The organism is Sphingobium sp. FW305-3-2-15-F-TSA7 (assembly GCF_058787155.1).
In genome coordinates this window covers 91,412-107,815 of the sequence record NZ_JBYSZM010000015.1, presented here as the reverse complement: position 1 = coordinate 107,815, position 16,404 = coordinate 91,412, and the positions used below count along the sequence as shown (strand labels likewise).

Here is a 16,404-nt window from a genome sequence, read left to right as displayed (position 1 = left end):
ACAGATCGCGCCTGCTGACGATCGCCCTCACGCCGTCCCGGCACAACCATCCGCACGGGATCATTTCATATATTCAATAAACCTGCCGCATGGGCCGATATTGCAACGGGAAATGCGTGGCCCTACCTACCGGATGAGGCCGATCGAACGGGCTTTGACGGGCTGGCGGGAGGGCCGGAGATATCATGAGCGATGAGACGTCGGTGCTGGCCGCATGCCTTAAGACGCTGCGCACGCGTCGGGGATGGTCGATCGCCGAGACCGCGCGCCGCGCACGGCTGTCCGCCTCGATGTTGTGGAAGGTCGAGAATGGGCAGACCACGCTGACCCATGGCAAGCTGGCCCAGCTCGCCGAGGGACTGCAGGTGCCGATCGGCGAACTCTTCGCACCGGCGGAACCGGCGATGCGCAAGAGCGGTCGACGCGTCGTCGATCGCCGGGGCACCGCGCCGACCGTCGATTTCGGCGGCAATCTCCATCATTTCCTGGCGACCGGGATCGCCAGCAAACATTATTTCCCCTGCCTGATCGAGGTGAATGCCGGCGGCGACGGCTCCGACGCGGAAAAGCATGGCGGTGAGGAATTCGTCTATGTGATGGACGGCCAGGTCGCGCTGCATTGCGAGGGATATGCGCCGGTCGTGCTCGAATCAGGTGACAGCGCCTATTTCGATGCGTCGCTCAGACATCGCTATCTCAGCGTCGACGGCACCGCGCGCCTGTTGTGCATCTATTCGCATCCCGAACATGCCCATCACGACCATGTCGCCGATGCCGAAGCGCATTCGCGCGCAATGCAGCTGCTTCAGGGCGATCCCGTGGCGACGGCGCTTTCCTGCGGCGAGCTGGCCCGTTCGACGCCATTGCGGCGGCGGCGCGCGAGCCGCTGACGCACGAATCCCGGGAGCCGATTCCGGCCATTTTCAATTCATCCAGAAAATTTTCGTGAATATATGAAAACATCGTGATTGAATGTCCCAACCAGGTGTGTCACACATATACAACACCAGGAGGGAGGATATTCATGAGAAGAGGTTTGATCCTGGGCGGCATGCTTGCCGCCGCGGTCGCCGCATGGCCGGCGATCTCGCAGCAGACAAAGCCCGCGGCGCCGGCAGTGGCTCCGCCGGCTGCGGCAACAGCACCCGCAACGACCGCGCCGGCCTCACCCGTCCAGCTGCCGGCGACAACACCCGAATTGACCGCCGCCGATGTCGGCGCCTGGCTCGACGGCAATATTCCCGCCGCGCTCAAGCAGGGCAAGATCGCGGGCGCGACGGTCGTCGTCGTCAAGGACGGACAGATCATCGCGAAAAAGGGCTATGGCTATGCCGACATGGCCACGAAGAAGCCGATGGATCCCGATCGCACGACGACGCGGATCGGATCGACGTCCAAGCTGTTCACCTGGACCGCGGTGATGCAGCTCGTCGAACAGGGCAAGATCGACCTCAACGCCGACATCAACCGCTATCTGGACTTCAAGGTCACGCCGCGTTCCGGCCGCGCGATCACGATGAACGACCTGATGACGCATCGCGGCGGTTTCGAGGAAGGACTGAAGGACGTTCTGGAGACCGATCCCAAGCGGCTCAAGACCAACGAAGCCTATCTCAAGGAGAACCGGCGCCCGATGCTCTTCCCCGCCGGGGACGTGCCCGCTTACTCCAATTACGGCACGTCGCTGGCCGGCTATATCGTTCAGCGCGTCTCGGGCGAGCCGTTCGACGATTATGTCGAGCGCCACATATTGGGGCCGCTCCAGATGGCCCACACCAGCTTCCGCCAGCCGCTGCCCGCCAATCTCGCGGGTGACGCATCCAAGGGCTATACGCAGAGCAACCGCGCGCCCGACAAGTTCGAGTTGATCACCACCGCGCCCGCCGGCAGCGTGAGCGCGACCGGTGCGGACATGGCCAATTTCATGATCGCGCACCTGCAGAATGGCCGCTTCGGCGACACGCAGATCCTGAAGCCCGAAACCGCGCAGCTGATGCACACATCCACGATCAAGCTGCCCGACGGCTTCGACACGATGGCGCACGGCTTTTTCCGCGGCCATCGCAACGGCCAGCTCTTCATCGGCCATGGCGGCGACACCATCGTCTTCCATACCGACATGAATCTGCTGCCCGAAAAGAATGTCGGCATCTTCGTCAGCTTCAACAGCCGTGGCGAGAATGGTGCGGTCTATGGCGCGCGCGATCGCCTGTTCGACATGTTCATGGATCGCTATTATCCGGCGCCCGAGCCGAAGGATCCGCCCGCCATCGCCTCCGCCGCCAAGGATGCGCAGGCATTGGCCGGGCGTTACGAAAGCTCGCGCCGCGTGGAATCGGGCTTTATCAGCCTGTTCTACCTGATCCAGCAGGACCAGGTGACCGCGAACGACGATGGCACGATCAGCCTGTCCTCGGTCGAGGACAAGAAATTCCGCGAAGTCGCGCCCAATCTGTGGCGCGAGATCGGCGGCACCCGGCAATTGCTGGTCAGCCAGACCGGCGGGCGGCTGACGATCGCCGACAGCGTCAACCCGACATCGGTGATGCAAAAGGCGCCGCTCTCACGCAACGCGATGCTCAACACCACGATCATCGTGCTGTCGCTGCTAACGCTGCTGGCGACGCTGATCCTGTGGCCGGTCGCCGCCTGGCTGCGCCGCAAGCACCAGTTGCCCGCCACCGTCACCGGCCGCCCCGCGCTGGCGCAACGGCTGACGCGCGTGGCGGCGGGCGCCGACCTCGCCTATCTCGCCTGCTGGTACACGGTGCTGTCGCCGCTGCTCGAAACCCGGCTCGACGTCTATAATAGCGGGCTCGACGGCTGGCTGCGCACGCTCCAGTTCGCGGGTATCGTGCCGATCGCCGGCGCCGCGATCGGCCTGTGGAACCTGTGGCTCACCGCGCGCTCCGATCGCGGCTGGGGCGACAAGACCCGCGCCGTCCTCGTCGCCGCCGCGCTGCTCGGCTTCCTGTGGTTCGCTACCATGGGCGGGCTGATCAGCTTCAACACCAACTACTAAAACCCTCCCCGCGGGGCGGGCGCCATGCCCCGTCGATCGGCCCGACTGAAATGTCGGGCGGTCGGCGGGGCATGGATTTATCAACCACGTCGGATCGCGCGATCCCATGCCTGCTCACCTGCACTGCTCAGCGGCTCTTGAGCTTGCCCTTCTCCATGAAATCCAGCTCGCTTCGCCGATGCCGATCATCGGCGGGATCATATGCCGCGATATGGATGGTGACGACCCGGCATCTATGAGGGTCTAGGCCAGGATAATTAGAATCGACAGCATCACCCCTTCTACCCATGATCCAGGTCACGGGAAGCAGGGCAATTCCTGATCATCCCGAATAAAATCCCGTAAAAATTCAGGCAGAGTTTCAACATATGGGAAAAAGGGGTGCTTAGAAAATGCCTGCAATTCTCGAAGCCATATCCCTTCGGAAGGAATATGGGAAAAAGGTCGCTCTCAAGGGGCTAGATCTCAAGATATCCGCCGGTGAGATATACTGCCTCCTCGGTGCGAACGGCGCCGGAAAGAGCACAACCATAAATCTTTTCCTGGATTTCATAAAGCCAACTTCAGGGCATGCCAATATCAACGGATTGAGCGCATCCGATCATTCCCTGGAAACCAAAAAGCACCTCGCATACATCCCTGAAATTGTTATGTTATACCGGAACCTTTCCGGATTTGAGAATCTCAAATATTTTACGGCACTTTCCGGCAATGAAGATTACTCGAAATCAGACTATATAGATTTTCTTCGACGTTCCGGACTGCCGGAATTTGCCATTCACAATCGTGTCGCCGGCTATTCCAAGGGAATGCGTCAGAAGGTGGGCATTGCGATCGCCCTCGCCAAGCGCGCCAAGCTATTGCTGCTCGACGAGCCGACCTCCGGCCTCGACCCCAAAGCCTCCAACGAATTCTCCGATCTGTTGCGCACGCTCAGCGGTGACGGCGTGGCCGTCCTGATGGCGACCCACGATCTTTTCCGCGTCAAGGAGGTGGGAACCAGGGCCGGCATCATGCGCCTGGGTGAACTCGTCGACGAAATCGCAACCTCTGAGATCGGCCATGCCGATCTCGAGGCGCTTTACCTGCATCACATGCATTGAGGTGAGATCGTGATCCGCCATGTAGCGTTCAAGGAATTCAAGGAAATCCGCCGCGATGGTCGCTTCATCTGGTCCGCGCTCATCATCGTCGTCCTTTTGATCACCGCCATCGCATTTGGCGCCCAGCGCTATGCGGATAATCGGGCAATGCGGCTCGCCGCGGAACGGGAGGATCGCTCGGCCTGGCTCGACCAGGGGCGAAAGAACCCGCATTCGGCCGGCCATTACGGCGTCTACGCGTTCAAGCCGGCGACGCCCCTGGCATTGTTCGATCCCGGTTATGACGACTATACCGGCGTGCTCCAATATCTTGAGGCGCATAAGGAGAACCAGTCCGGCTACAAGCCGGCGGCCGATGCGACGGCGCTCCAGCGCTTCGGCGACCTGTCCGGCGCACGGGTGCTCCAGCTGCTCGTACCGATGCTGATTTTCCTGATGGGGTTCGGCCTGATCGCGGCCGAGCGCGAAGAAGGCACATTCCGGCAACTGCTCAGCATCGGCGTGCCTCAGAAGACATTGGTCTGGGGCAAGGCATTCGGCATGGCGATCGCGATCGGCGTCGTCTTCATCCCCGCGCTGATCGCCGGCGGCGCGGCCGCGTGGCTGCTGACGGCACAAGGGGATGCGCATGAAATTGCGGGCCTCGGCATCAAGGTGGCGTTGCTGGCGGGGTGCTATCTGATGTTCTTCGCAACACTGATCTGCATTGCCCTTTCGGTCTCATTGGCGTCGCGCAGCTCCGCTGCTGCACTCGTCGGGCTGGTCGCATTCTGGATCGTCGCGGCGATCCTGACCCCCAGAATCGGCGCCGAAGTCGCCAAGCGCGCTTACCCGACCCCTTCGGTCTTCGAGCTTGCCGCCACCATTGCACGCGAGCAACAGGCCGGGCCGCGGGCGCATGAGCCCACCCATCCCAATCACATCAAGTTCCGGGACGCGCTGCTGCGCAAGCACAAGGTCGATCGCGTCGAAAACCTGCCGTTCAATTTCATCGGCTATGCGATGCAAGCGGAGGAGAATTTCGGAAACGCGGTGTTCGACAGGAATTACGGCGCCGTGCGCCATCAGTTCGAGCACCAGGAAACGCTGCAAAACGGCTTCGCCGCGATATCGCCCTTCGTCGCCATCCAGTCGCTGTCGGCGGCGCTTTCCGGAACCGATATTGCGTTCGCGAACGACTTTTCCCAGGCCGGTGAAGCATATCGCCGCGGCATGATCCGTGTCCTGAACGACGACATCATCCGCAATGCCGTTGGTCTGACGACATTCTCGACCGAGTGGGGCTATCAGGCCAGCGCGGACCTCTGGACGCGCATTCCGCTGTTCGACTTCGACCCGCCGACCGCCAACGTCATTCTCCGGCGCAACATCGTCCCCCTCGCCCTGCTTGTAATCTGGTTCGTCGCAAGCGTGCTGATGCTGGGCACGCTTTCACGGCGATCGCCCAGAGTGAACTGACGCAGCCCTTCGAAACGCTTAGGAATAGGAGGTCGCGAATGATCAGGAAAATCATCTCGCATGAATGGATGGTCCTTGTCCGGGACCGTGCCTTGCTTGTCGCCCTGCCCGTCTATCTGGTCATGCTCGTCTATGCCGTCGCCAGCGGCACTGCATGGAAACACACGCTGCAGGACCGCACATCGGCCGCGGTGGCGCTCGCCAGCGACAATTTCAGTGCGCGGACGCGGGCGGTGGACGAGATGTTGAGCGGGAAGCGTCCCTATCAGATCGGCGAAGACGCGAGAATCGCGGGCGCCTTTGCCCGGCACATCGGATTCGAGATGGCCGCAAAGCCGCCCTCCGCGGCGGCGGCCATTGCCGTGGGACAGAGCGACGTCTCGCCATCCTATCTCAAGGTCCAATGGAAGCCGATGTTCAAACAGACGAACATGGACGAGATCGCCAGCGCGCGAATTCTCGAAATCGGCACCTTCGATCTCAGCTTCGTGATCATCTATCTCTATCCGCTGCTGATCATCGCGTTCAGCTACAACATCCTCTCGTCTGAGCGCGAGGGCGGCACCCAGGCGCTTCTGCTGTCCCAACCCGTCTCGCTCTCGACCTTCGTCATCGCAAAGATTCTGCTGAGAGGCGGGCTGATCATCGGGATCGGCACACTGACCACGGCAGCGGCCTTGCTCATCGCCAATCCCGAAATCCTCGCCGGCGGCGATCTCTGGCGCATCGCGCTCTTCATGGCGATCACCGCGGGCTATGGCGCATTCTGGTTTGGCGTCGCCGTGCTGGTCAACGCGCTGGGCGCCCGGTCCGCTACCAATGCGCTGGCGCTGATGGCGACGTGGATCGCCTTCGTGATCGTGATACCCGCCGGATTGAACCTGGCGGCGAAAGTCATCTATCCGCTGCCGTCACGAATCCAGATGGTGCAATGGCTGAGATCCGGCGACGAGATCGCCCGCAAGCAGAGCGCGAAAGGCCGGATATTCAATGCCGACCTGCTTCGCAAAGGCGAAGAGGAAGCGCTTGAGGCAGGCACTGTCGAGTTCCTGCGGCGGGTGCTGCCCATGGAACAGCATGGCGAGGAACTCGCGGCGCCGATCTTCAGGACATTCGACGCGCGCAAGGCCGCCCAGCAACGCTTCACGATCGGGCTCAAATATCTCAGTCCGGCGATGATCACGCACGCCGCGCTGAATGACCTGGCCGAAAACAGCGCGGAGACCTTCGCGGACTTCAACCGCCAGGTCACCGCCTATCAGATGGTCTGGAGAGCCTATTTCCGCCCGATCGTGCACGACAGCGGCTTCATGTCGCGCGCGCAACTGCTCCAGGTTCCAAGGTTCAGCTACCAGCGCGAAACCGGCAGCGGCATTCTCGCGCGGACAGTCGAAAATACCGGCGGGGTACTCCTCTGGTTTGCCGCAGTGTTCGCCGTGGGTCTCCTGGCACTTCGTCGCTACCCTGCCGATAATCGCTAGAAAGAACCTGCCTCTGCGAAAGCGATGCGATCGCGATCATCGACGACAAGCTGCGCGATCAACATATGGCGCAGCTTGTCACAGGTCCGCGCGAAGCCTTGCCATGCAGTTCCCGTCCGCGCATATCGCCCGCGATGAAGGCCGCTCCCTGTACCATCTGAATCGGGTTCCCGCGCGACTGGCGTGAGGAACATCGGGCCGAACCGACGCCATGCGCGTTCGGCCGCAATCTCCCTTTGTACTGACGGCAACCGCGCGAGATCCGCGCCTGAGCCATGTAGACAGCGAGCCTTTCAGATGACCAATTTCTTCGAAAGCCCCTTCAAGGGCATCCCGCTTTGCGAACAGATCACCCACCCCAATATCGTCGCCGGGCGCTACAGCTATTATTCGGGCTATTATCACGGCCATAGCTTCGACGATTGCGCCCGTTACCTCCTGCCCGACGCCGATGCCGACCGGCTGATCATCGGCAGCTTCTGCTCGATCGGATCGGGCGCCGCCTTCATCATGGCCGGCAATCAGGGGCACCGGAACGAATGGATCAGCACCTTCCCATTCTTCTTCTATCCCGACGCGCCGGATTTCGCCGCGGCGCATAACGGCTATCTTCCCGCCGGAGACACCGTCATCGGCCACGATGTCTGGATCGGTTCGGAAGCGATCGTCATGCCCGGGATCCATATCGGCCATGGCGCCGTCATCGGCACCCGCGCGCTGGTGACCCGCAATGTCGAGCCCTATGCCATTATCGGCGGCAATCCCGCGAAACCGATCCGGAAGCGCTTCGACGACACACGCATCGCCATGCTGCTGGAAATGGCCTGGTGGGACTGGCCCGACGACCGGTTGCGCGATGCGATGCCCCTGCTCGCCAGCGGCGATGTCGACGCCCTGCATCACCATTGGCTCGAGTGGGCCGGAGCATAGCCGGGGTCACGGCGATCGCGGCACCGGCCTGACCGGAACCGCGATGCCCGCTCAACCACCGTTCGGACTGAGCCTGTCGAAGTCTTGCCCTTATTCCCGCGCCATGCACGGGAGGATCAAGCATCGGCAGACGCAGTTCGAACGGCAGGAGATGTCGCCGGGCCCGCAAGAACATATTGAGAACAAAAATCCCGAAGCCTATGCTGGGCCGCTGTCCGATTCGTCCTGGCTGGAGCCGAAATGTCGATTGAAATCCGTCGTGACCGGGAATTGCTGCACGTGTCGGGCAGCATCGAGACCATTCTCACCATCCCGCCACGCGCCCGCCTCGGCGATCGGACGCATTTCACGCTGGCGCTGTCGGACGGAACATTGGTCGAAGGCGTCGTCGACGATGCCGATATCTGCCGCTTCGCCGTGGCGATCGAAGGCGCGGGCATCACGCGCATCGCCGGATCGGGCGAACCTGCGCTGCGCCATGAATGGGCGATCGAGTGGATCGCGATCAGCGCCGCCGATCAGGCCGCGCGCGCGGAAAGCAAGGCAACCGAACTGCCCCTGTTCCCCGACCTGCAGACCGTCGAGCACGCAGCGGCGGATCTCGCCCAAGGATCACGGCTCGAACGGATCGCCGACAAGCTCGGAGCCTGGATGGACGCGGGGCCAAGCCCGCGGCATTGAGCAGCCGCCCGATTTCATGTGCCGGGAATGAGGAACACAGACGGACCGGCGCGGCCCGCCCGCCATATATCGCCGATTACCGCCATCCTGGATCAATCTCCGGTTTGAGCCGATCGCCGGAGCCCCTATCCGGACGCCGCCCTTTCCGGAGGGCCAGTCTGGTTGCGTACGCGTTCCCCGGCGGGGAGGCGGTGGCTCCTCTCCCCGATCATGCGAAGCGCTTCGCCCCCGCGACGCACAGCACGACGATGACGGTCGACGCGATCATCGTCCAGCCGACCGGCTCGTGGAGCAGCAGCGCCGCGAGCAGCAATCCGAAAAAAGGCTGGAGAAGCTGCAACTGACCGACGCCCGCAATGCCGCCCAGCGCAAGGCCGCGATACCAGAAGATGAATCCGACCAGCATCGAGAAGATCGAGACATAGGCCAGCCCCAGCCATGCCGGCACGCCCACCTCGGCGAAACTGACGGGCGTGGTGAAGAGCGTGATCGCCGCCATCGGCGGCAGCGCCAGGATCAGCGCCCAGCTGATCACCTGCCATCCGCCCAGCCGGCGCGACAGCGCGGCGCCTTCGGCATAGCCCAGGCCGCACAACAGGATCGCCGCGATCATCAGCAGATCGCCGGTCAGCGAACCGCCATCGCTGCGATACAGTGCGAAGCCGACAATGGTCATCGCCCCGATCGTCGAGAACAGCCAGAAAACGGGCTTTGGCCGCTCCCCGCCGCGCAGCACGCCGAAGATCGCGGTGGACAGCGGCAACAGGCCGACGAACACGATCGAGTGCGCCGCGGTGATATGCTGGAGCGCAAGGCCGCTGAGCAGCGGAAAGCCGAGCACCACGCCGATCGAGACGATGACGAGCGGGATCAGGTCGCCGCGCGCCGGCCTTATCTGTCGCAATCCGAACAGGAACGCCGCCCCTAGCAGCGCCGCGATCGCCGCGCGTGCCGAGGTCAGGAACAGCGGCGAGAAATCGGCGATCGCGACGCGCGTCGCCGGCAATGATCCGCTGAAGATGATCACGCCGATCAATCCGCTGCCCCAGCCGGCCCCGGGGCGTTCGATACTCCGTTCCATGTCGTACTCGCTTTCGTGGATGGCGCGGCTAGAGCGGCCGATCCGATTGAATCGGATCGGCCGCTCTAGGCTCTTGTTTTGCCGCGATTTCCGAGTCGTCAGATGAGCGCATCTGACTGGAAATCGCTCTAACCCATCGCGGCTGGTGCTGACAGGAACAGTGCAGTACATATTGGACAAACTGTATGGTCACTCCTGACCATACAGATTCAGGGTCGACTAGATGGACAGCCCCGCGCCGACGCGCACCGAAGCGTTGATGGAGGCGGTGCGCGCCAGGGTGGCGAGCCGTGCGCTCGGCGCCGGAGACAAGCTGCCCTCGGTGCGTCGCTTCGCCGAAACCATGCATGTATCCCCCTCGACCGTCGTCGAGGCCTATGACCGGCTCGCCGCCGAGGGCCTGATCTGCGCGCGGCGGGGCTCGGGCTTCTATGTGACGGGATCGCACATGCCGCCAATGGCGCTGGGCGAAATGGGGCCAAAACGCGATCACGCCATCGATCCGCTCTGGGTGTCGCGCGAATCGCTCGATGCCGATCCCAGGGCGCTCAAGCCCGGCTGTGGCTGGCTGCCCGCGGACTGGATGCCCAATGCCGCGATGCGCCGCGGCCTGCGCGCGCTGGCGCGCGCCGACGATGCGCTGCTGTCCGATTATGGCAGCACGCGCGGATCGCTCGCGTTGCGCCGGCTGCTGCTCGGCCGCTTTGCGGAGGAAGGCATCGATGCCGATCCCGATCAGTTGATGCTGACCGGGTCGGGGACGCAGGCGATCGACCTGATCTGCCGCTTCCTGCTGCGCCCCGGCGATGCCGTGCTGGTCGACGACCCCTGTTATTTCAATTTCCAGGCGCTGCTGCGCGCGCATCAGGTCCGCATCATCGGCATTCCCTATACGCCGGCCGGGCCCGATACCGCCGCGTTCGAGGCGGCGGCGATCGCCGAGCGCCCACGCCTCTACATCACCAATTCCGCGCTCCACAATCCGACCGGGGCCAGCCTGTCGCCGCAGACCGCGCACCGGCTGCTGACGATCGCATCCGCGCACGATGTGATGATGGTCGAGGACGACATCTTCGCCGATTTCGAGCCGTCGCCTTCACCGCGCCTCGCCGCGCTGGACGGCCTCAACCGCGTCATCCGCATCGGCAGCTTTTCCAAGACGCTCTCGGCCTCGGTGCGCTGCGGCTATATCGCGGCGCGCGCCGACTGGATCGAGGGGCTGGTCGACCTTCAGGTCGCGACCAGCTTCGTCGGGCCAAGCCCGGTTGCGACCGAGCTGATCGCTCATATCCTGGCGGGCGGCGGTTATCGCAAACATATCGACGAACTGCGCCGGCGCCTGACCCAGGCCCGCACGCGGATCGCGGATCAACTGGCGCAATTGGGCATCACCCCCTGGATCATGCCGCGCGGCGGCTTCTATCTCTGGTGCCGCCTGCCCGACGGCCATGATTCCGTGACCATCGCGCGCCGCTGCATGGCGGACGGCGTGGTCCTCGCCCCCGGCAACGTCTTCAGCACATCCGAAAGCGCCGCCGGCTTCATGCGGTTCAACGTGACGCAGATGGACGATCCGCGCATCCTCGACACGCTGCGCCGCGCGATGAGCGGCACCTGAAGCCAACGGAGTGGACGCTCAGGCCGCGACGGGCATGGCCTCGCGGTATCCCGCCAATTGCTCGTCCAGCGCCTCGACAAAGGCGGGCCGGGCCTCGCAGCGGCGGAGATAGGCGTCGAGCGCGGGGAAACGCGCAATCAGATCGGTATGGCGGACGAAGCGCAGCGCAGTCGTCATCAATATGTCCGCCACGGTGAACCGCCCGATCAGATAGTCGCGCCCGTCGAGCCAGGCGGCGAGCGCTTCCAGCCGCGCGATCACTGTCGCCTCCGTCGACGGCCTGGCCTGCCCGGCCCAGGCTTCGTCCGCATGCAGCCAGTCGAGCGCGAACAGCGCGGCGGCGGGCGGTTCGACGGAGCTGAGCGCCGCGAACATCCAGGCGAGCGTGTCGGCGCGCGCCTCAGCATCGCGCGGCATCAGCACCTCGGAGGTTTCGGCGATGCGATGCAGGATCGCGCCCGATTCGAACTGCCAGCGCCCATCCAGGTCGCAGGCCGGCACAAGCTGCAGCGGATGCTTGCGGCGATAGTCTTCGGTAAACCGCTCTGCGAAATCGATCAGCTCCAGGCCATAGGGACGCCCGGCCTCGCGCAGGCCCCAGCGCACACGCAGGTCGCGCACCAGACCTTGCGCGAAGGGCGGAACGGCGCGGAATCCGGTGACGGTGACATTCTCCATCTCAATTCTCCTCATTGGCGAGTTCGCCGATCCGGCCGACCACCTTGGGCCAGCCATTGCTCATGTTGCGGAACGCGAAATCGTTCAGCGGCGAACGGAAGCCCGAATGGACGAGGCGCAGCCGCGTGCCGCCATCCTCGCGCGTCAAGGTCCAGGTGACGATGGTGTCGAGCGGCGATCCGTACTCGTCATTGTCGGCGCTGCCGCCCTGCCAGCGATAGGCCAGCCGCTCGTTGGGAATGACTTCCAGCACCTCGCAATGGATCACCCCGTCCCAGCCGCCCGCGGGCGTCGTCCGATAAGTGAAGCGATTGCCGACCACCGGCTCGAAACCGGTCGGCACCATCAGCCAACGCCCCATCAGTTCGGGCGTGATCAGCGTCTTCCACAGCACGACCGCGGCATGGGGGAAGAGTTCATCGACCAGAATTTCCCGGGTGGCGGACTCCAGCGCAATTCCGCTCATGAGTCGATCTCCTTCAACAAGCCTCTGAGAGCGTCGAACCGGTCGCGCCAGAAACCGGCATAATGGTCCATCCAGTCGACCAGCGGCGCCAGGCCCTGCGGCCGCGCGCGATAATAGACCCGCCGCCCCTCCGGCCGCTCGGCGACGAGCCCGGCCTGTTTCAACAATTTGAGATGCTGCGAGATGGCCCCCTGCGTCACGCCGCTTCCGCGCGTGAGCTCGACCACGGTCAACTCGTCGGATCGCACGATCCGTTCGAGCACCGCGCGCCGCGTCGGATCCGAAAGCGCGCGCATGGCGGTGGTGATGGCGGTGTTCTGGTCCATGCGAATCAATTAGCATTTGCTAATTTATTAGTCAATTCTAATGAATTTGACCGCAAGACACCCTCTCCTCCCCATCAACGATGGGGAGGGGAATTCGCATTACAGATTCAGATCATGTGTCGGCAGGCAGCGCAGCGGCACCTCCCCCGCGATCAAAGCCCCGCGTCGTGGAACCGGCCGTAGCGCGATCCGGACAGGCTCAGTATCTGCGGTCGCCCACCGATCGGGTTGAGGAACCAGACGCGCTCGCACGACGCGTCCGGATCCTTATAGCGCCAGCTGCCGTCCGCTGCCTCGACAAGCTCCTCATTGCCCAGGAACAGCCGATCGCCCACCGCGAACACCTTCGGGCGATTGCCCCAGGAACTCGGGCTGTAATAAGCGCTCACCAGCCCCGCCAGGCGTGTGCTGGGCGGCTGGGCGGCAGGTGCGGCGCCACGCCCGAACAGCTTGCCGCCAAGCCGCAGCGTCGCGCCGTCGAGCACCAGGCTATAGGGCGCCAGCGCGGGATGATCGGTGACGAAGCCGTCCTCACCGCCGCTACGCAGCCGCGCCTCGCGCCCGCCGCTGGCGACGAACAAGGCGCCGCCGCGTTCGACGATCGTCAGCGCGGTGCCGTCGGCGCTTTGCCATTTGCCAGCCAGCCGCGCGCCGTCCTTCACCGGCGGGGTCGCCTTGGGCGTGCGGACGGGCGGAAGCGGCTGGCCCGCACTCGCCGCGCGCAGCAGCGCCATAGCATATTCGGTGATCTCGGTCGGCCGATAGCCGCCCGCGCCGCCGACATTGACGCTGGCATAGCAGCCGACTCCGGCCTCCTGATCGAGCGTGAAGGCCGAACTGAAGCCGTGCACGCCGCCGGTGTGGCGGAAACAGGGACGGCCATCGACGGCCAGCGTGATCAGCCCATTGCCATAGCGCGCACCGGCGGGCGATGAATCGATCGTCGGCTTGCGATAGCGCGCCGCCAAGGCATCGGAGAAGAGCGGTGCGCCCTTGCCCTTGGCGACGCCCTGCAGGAACTGCAGATAACGCACCATATCGGGGCCGCTGGCGGCAACCGATCCCGCCGCGTGCGAGAAATCGAACCAGCGCGCCTGCGCCAGCCGCACCTTGGGCAGCCAGGGCATATCGTCGCGAAAGCGGACATGGCCGCTGGCATAGGCCGCGCGGTCGGAGATGCGGAAGACGGGCACCGCCGTCTTCATGCCGAGCGGCTTCAACACCAGTGTGTCGAGCGCGGCCGGATAGCTCATGCCCGACGCCCGCTCGATCACCGCGCCGAGCAGCGCATAGCCGAGATTGCAGTAGGAATAGCGCGATCCCGGCGCGAAGCCCGTCCACAGCCGCCCGCCCGGGATGTCGATCTGCATCGGATCCTCGAGCAGATTGGGAATGCCCGAGCTGTGATCGAGCAACTGGGTGAGCGTGAGGGTTTCGGGGGGAAGTGGATAATCGGGCAGCAGATCCTGCACGCGCGCATCCAGGTCGAGCTTGCCCCGGTCGGCGAGCACGAACAGCGCCATTGCGGTGAGCGACTTGGTGATCGAGCCGATCTGGAAAAGCTGTTCGGACGTGGCGGGAACGCGCCGGTCAAGATCGGCAAGCCCCGCGGCAAAAGTCGCCTGGGCGCCGCCGGGGCCGATCAGGGCGATGGTCATGCCGGGAAAGCCCTTGTCCGCCAGATCGGCATCGGCGAACGCCTTCAGCCGCTGAACCACCCCGGCAAGTGGCCCGCCGACCGCCGCCTTGGTGGCTGCCGCCAGCGGCTCCGCCACTGCGATCATCGTTGCCGCCGAAGCGACCCCCAGCATGTCCCGCCGCGTCACATCCATTCGAACTCTCCCATGTCGACCTCTGCCATTCACGACGCCATCCCCGCCAAGGCGGGGATAGCGGGTTGGGCAGCTTGGTTGCCGCCCGACCACGCAGCCCTATTTCGCCGGCGCGTCCACCTTCTTGAAATCCAGATCGTGGAAATCGAAGCTGAAGTCGGTCGCGGGCGACACCGCCTGCATCTTCATGCCCGTCACCTTGCCGTCATAACCCTGTTCGAAACGGACATAGGAATCGGCCTCAAGGCTGCGATCGTTCCAGCGGGCAATGAAGATGTTGCCGCTATAGGGCAGAAGCGGCCCTTCGAGATCCTTAGTCCGGCTGAACTTGAGGAACAGCCTGTCGCCCTCACGGCGAACGGCGGCGTTGCCGCGCCACGGATCATTATAGGTGCCGACATAGGTATCGAGCGGCAGCGACGGCGGGCCCGCGCTGGCCACCACCTTGGCCGCGGCTTCCTCCACCAATTTGGCGCTGTCGTCGCGCGACTTGCTGTTGGCCGAAGCGAGATCGACCCAGTCGCGCGCGGGCGCGCGCAGATAGGCGTCGAGGATCTGGTTGCCGACCGAAACCATCGCCGCGCCCGATTGCTGGTTGGTGAAGACCAGCACGCCCAACTTGAGTTCGGGGATCATCGCGACCCAGGTGACCGTGCCCGCCACGCCCCCGGTATGCGCGACCTTCTTGTAGCCGAACACATCCTCCAGCCCCCAGCCCAGGCCGTAGCCTGAGAAATGGGTGCGCATCATCGATGCAGACATAGGACTGACCGACGTCGGCGTGTTGACCGACCACATCTCCGCGCTGCGCTCGGCGCTGAACAGCGGCTTGCCCGATGGCGCCTTGCCCGCTTCGAGTTGCGTCATCAGCCACTTCGCCATGCCGTCGATGCTGCAGTTGATCGTACCCGCCGGGCCGATCGCATCGATGTTCATCACCGGGATCGCGGTCAGCTTGCCTTCCACCACGATATGCGGAGACGCGACGTTGCGGCGGTCGCGGATCCGGCCATAGGTGGAGGAACAAGGCTGCATGCCGAGCGGCGACAGGATCCGCGTCTCGACGAACTCCTCCCAGGATTTGCCGGTCACCGCGGGAATGATCTGGCCCGCCACCATGTAGAGCGTGTTGTCGTAATCGAAGCGCGAGCGGAAGCTGGAGACGGGCTTCAGGAAGCGCAAGCCGTGGATGATCTCGTCGCGCGTGATGTCGCTTTCGGGAAAGACCATCAGGTCGCCCGCACCAAGCCCCAGCCCGCTGCGATGCGTCAGCAGGTCGCGGATCGTGAACTCGCGCGTCACATAGGGATCGTACATGCGGAACTGGGGCAGATGGTCGATCACCTTGTCGTCCCAGCTGATCTTGCCTTCATCGACCAGGATCGAGAGCGCGGCGGTGGTGAACGCCTTGGTGTTCGATCCGATCTGGAACAGCGTGTCGGCATCGACCGCAGCGGACTTGCCCTGCTCGCGCACGCCATAGCCCTTGGAATAGATCAGCTTGCCGTCCTTGACGATGCCCACAGCCATGCCCGGCACCTGGAACGCCTTCATCGCGCGTGCCACAGTATCGTCGATCTTGGCCGCGGAGATCGGCATCGCCGCGGCGGACACGGCCTTGCGTGGCTGTGCGGCGGCGGGCATGGTTGCCGACGCGGCAGCGAGTGCGAGCGCAAGAGCGATGGATGTGCGGCGAGCGAATGATGTCACGAATAGCCTCCCGTCAGC

Annotated in this window: 14 protein-coding genes; 8 read left to right on the top strand and 6 right to left on the bottom strand. The window is 64.0% G+C overall.

Annotated elements, in window-relative coordinates; genetic code table 11:
• The first annotated feature begins 185 nt into the window (after positions 1–185).
• From AC3WN8_RS13895 to AC3WN8_RS13865, 7 genes are all read left to right on the top strand, one after another.
• On the top strand, positions 186–890 hold the full coding sequence (locus AC3WN8_RS13895) for a helix-turn-helix domain-containing protein (protein WP_492670035.1): 705 nt from the start codon (positions 186–188) through the stop codon (positions 888–890).
• 134 nt (positions 891–1,024) lie between these two features.
• Positions 1,025–3,022 (top strand): serine hydrolase domain-containing protein, encoded by a 1,998-nt coding sequence (locus AC3WN8_RS13890; protein WP_492670034.1) that lies wholly within the window; start codon positions 1,025–1,027, stop codon positions 3,020–3,022.
• 392 nt (positions 3,023–3,414) lie between these two features.
• Positions 3,415–4,125, top strand: a complete 711-nt coding sequence (locus AC3WN8_RS13885; protein WP_492670033.1) for an ABC transporter ATP-binding protein — start codon at positions 3,415–3,417, stop codon at positions 4,123–4,125.
• A 9-nt stretch (positions 4,126–4,134) separates the two neighbouring features.
• The gene (locus AC3WN8_RS13880; RefSeq protein WP_492670032.1) at positions 4,135–5,583 is read left to right on the top strand and encodes a DUF3526 domain-containing protein; all 1,449 of its coding nucleotides are present in this window, start codon (positions 4,135–4,137) and stop codon (positions 5,581–5,583) included.
• A 38-nt stretch (positions 5,584–5,621) separates the two neighbouring features.
• Entirely contained in the window at positions 5,622–7,064 is a 1,443-nt protein-coding gene (locus AC3WN8_RS13875; RefSeq protein ID WP_492670031.1) for an ABC transporter permease subunit, read from the top strand.
• A 297-nt stretch (positions 7,065–7,361) separates the two neighbouring features.
• Complete coding sequence (gene catB / locus AC3WN8_RS13870; RefSeq protein WP_492670030.1) at positions 7,362–7,994, top strand: type B chloramphenicol O-acetyltransferase; 633 nt, start codon at positions 7,362–7,364, stop codon at positions 7,992–7,994.
• A gap of 240 nt (positions 7,995–8,234) precedes the next feature.
• Complete coding sequence (locus AC3WN8_RS13865; protein WP_492670029.1) at positions 8,235–8,675, top strand: hypothetical protein; 441 nt, start codon at positions 8,235–8,237, stop codon at positions 8,673–8,675.
• A gap of 208 nt (positions 8,676–8,883) precedes the next feature.
• Here the strand turns inward: AC3WN8_RS13865 and AC3WN8_RS13860 are convergent, their stop codons facing one another.
• Positions 8,884–9,756 carry a DMT family transporter gene (locus AC3WN8_RS13860; protein WP_492670028.1) on the bottom strand — a complete coding sequence of 291 codons (873 nt, stop codon included), beginning with the start codon at positions 9,754–9,756 and terminating at the stop codon, positions 8,884–8,886.
• A gap of 223 nt (positions 9,757–9,979) precedes the next feature.
• Here AC3WN8_RS13860 and AC3WN8_RS13855 point away from each other — a divergent pair, with 223 nt between their 5' ends.
• Entirely contained in the window at positions 9,980–11,374 is a 1,395-nt protein-coding gene (locus tag AC3WN8_RS13855; RefSeq protein ID WP_492670027.1) for an aminotransferase-like domain-containing protein, read from the top strand.
• A gap of 18 nt (positions 11,375–11,392) precedes the next feature.
• Here AC3WN8_RS13855 and AC3WN8_RS13850 read toward each other — a convergent pair whose 3' ends face one another.
• From AC3WN8_RS13850 to AC3WN8_RS13830, 5 genes are all read right to left on the bottom strand, one after another.
• Positions 11,393–12,052, bottom strand: a complete 660-nt coding sequence (locus tag AC3WN8_RS13850) for a glutathione S-transferase family protein (protein WP_492670026.1) — start codon at positions 12,050–12,052, stop codon at positions 11,393–11,395.
• Position 12,053: 1 nt separating this feature from the next.
• Positions 12,054–12,518 (bottom strand): SRPBCC family protein, encoded by a 465-nt coding sequence (locus AC3WN8_RS13845; protein ID WP_492670025.1) that lies wholly within the window; start codon positions 12,516–12,518, stop codon positions 12,054–12,056.
• On the bottom strand, positions 12,515–12,844 hold the full coding sequence (locus tag AC3WN8_RS13840) for an ArsR/SmtB family transcription factor (RefSeq protein WP_492670024.1): 330 nt from the start codon (positions 12,842–12,844) through the stop codon (positions 12,515–12,517). Before AC3WN8_RS13840 ends, AC3WN8_RS13845 begins: the two co-directional genes overlap by 4 nt.
• 152 nt (positions 12,845–12,996) lie before the next feature.
• Entirely contained in the window at positions 12,997–14,676 is a 1,680-nt protein-coding gene (locus AC3WN8_RS13835; RefSeq protein ID WP_492670023.1) for a serine hydrolase domain-containing protein, read from the bottom strand.
• Between the two features lie 99 nt (positions 14,677–14,775).
• On the bottom strand, positions 14,776–16,386 hold the full coding sequence (locus AC3WN8_RS13830; protein WP_492670022.1) for a serine hydrolase: 1,611 nt from the start codon (positions 16,384–16,386) through the stop codon (positions 14,776–14,778).
• Between the last annotated feature and the right edge of the window lie 18 nt (positions 16,387–16,404).

What these genes read in the sequence shown, in the direction of transcription:
- AC3WN8_RS13840 (WP_492670024.1), bottom strand. Translation starts at nt 12,844, where the DNA reads ATGGACCAGAACACCGCCATCACCACCGCCATGCGCGCGCTTTCGGAT.
- catB (WP_492670030.1), top strand. Translation starts at nt 7,362, where the DNA reads ATGACCAATTTCTTCGAAAGCCCCTTCAAGGGCATCCCGCTTTGCGAA.
- AC3WN8_RS13890 (WP_492670034.1), top strand. Translation starts at nt 1,025, where the DNA reads ATGAGAAGAGGTTTGATCCTGGGCGGCATGCTTGCCGCCGCGGTCGCC.
- AC3WN8_RS13835 (WP_492670023.1), bottom strand. Translation starts at nt 14,676, where the DNA reads ATGGATGTGACGCGGCGGGACATGCTGGGGGTCGCTTCGGCGGCAACG.
- AC3WN8_RS13850 (WP_492670026.1), bottom strand. Translation starts at nt 12,052, where the DNA reads ATGGAGAATGTCACCGTCACCGGATTCCGCGCCGTTCCGCCCTTCGCG.
- AC3WN8_RS13875 (WP_492670031.1), top strand. Translation starts at nt 5,622, where the DNA reads ATGATCAGGAAAATCATCTCGCATGAATGGATGGTCCTTGTCCGGGAC.
- AC3WN8_RS13865 (WP_492670029.1), top strand. Translation starts at nt 8,235, where the DNA reads ATGTCGATTGAAATCCGTCGTGACCGGGAATTGCTGCACGTGTCGGGC.
- AC3WN8_RS13895 (WP_492670035.1), top strand. Translation starts at nt 186, where the DNA reads ATGAGCGATGAGACGTCGGTGCTGGCCGCATGCCTTAAGACGCTGCGC.
- AC3WN8_RS13885 (WP_492670033.1), top strand. Translation starts at nt 3,415, where the DNA reads ATGCCTGCAATTCTCGAAGCCATATCCCTTCGGAAGGAATATGGGAAA.
- AC3WN8_RS13855 (WP_492670027.1), top strand. Translation starts at nt 9,980, where the DNA reads ATGGACAGCCCCGCGCCGACGCGCACCGAAGCGTTGATGGAGGCGGTG.
- AC3WN8_RS13860 (WP_492670028.1), bottom strand. Translation starts at nt 9,756, where the DNA reads ATGGAACGGAGTATCGAACGCCCCGGGGCCGGCTGGGGCAGCGGATTG.
- AC3WN8_RS13845 (WP_492670025.1), bottom strand. Translation starts at nt 12,518, where the DNA reads ATGAGCGGAATTGCGCTGGAGTCCGCCACCCGGGAAATTCTGGTCGAT.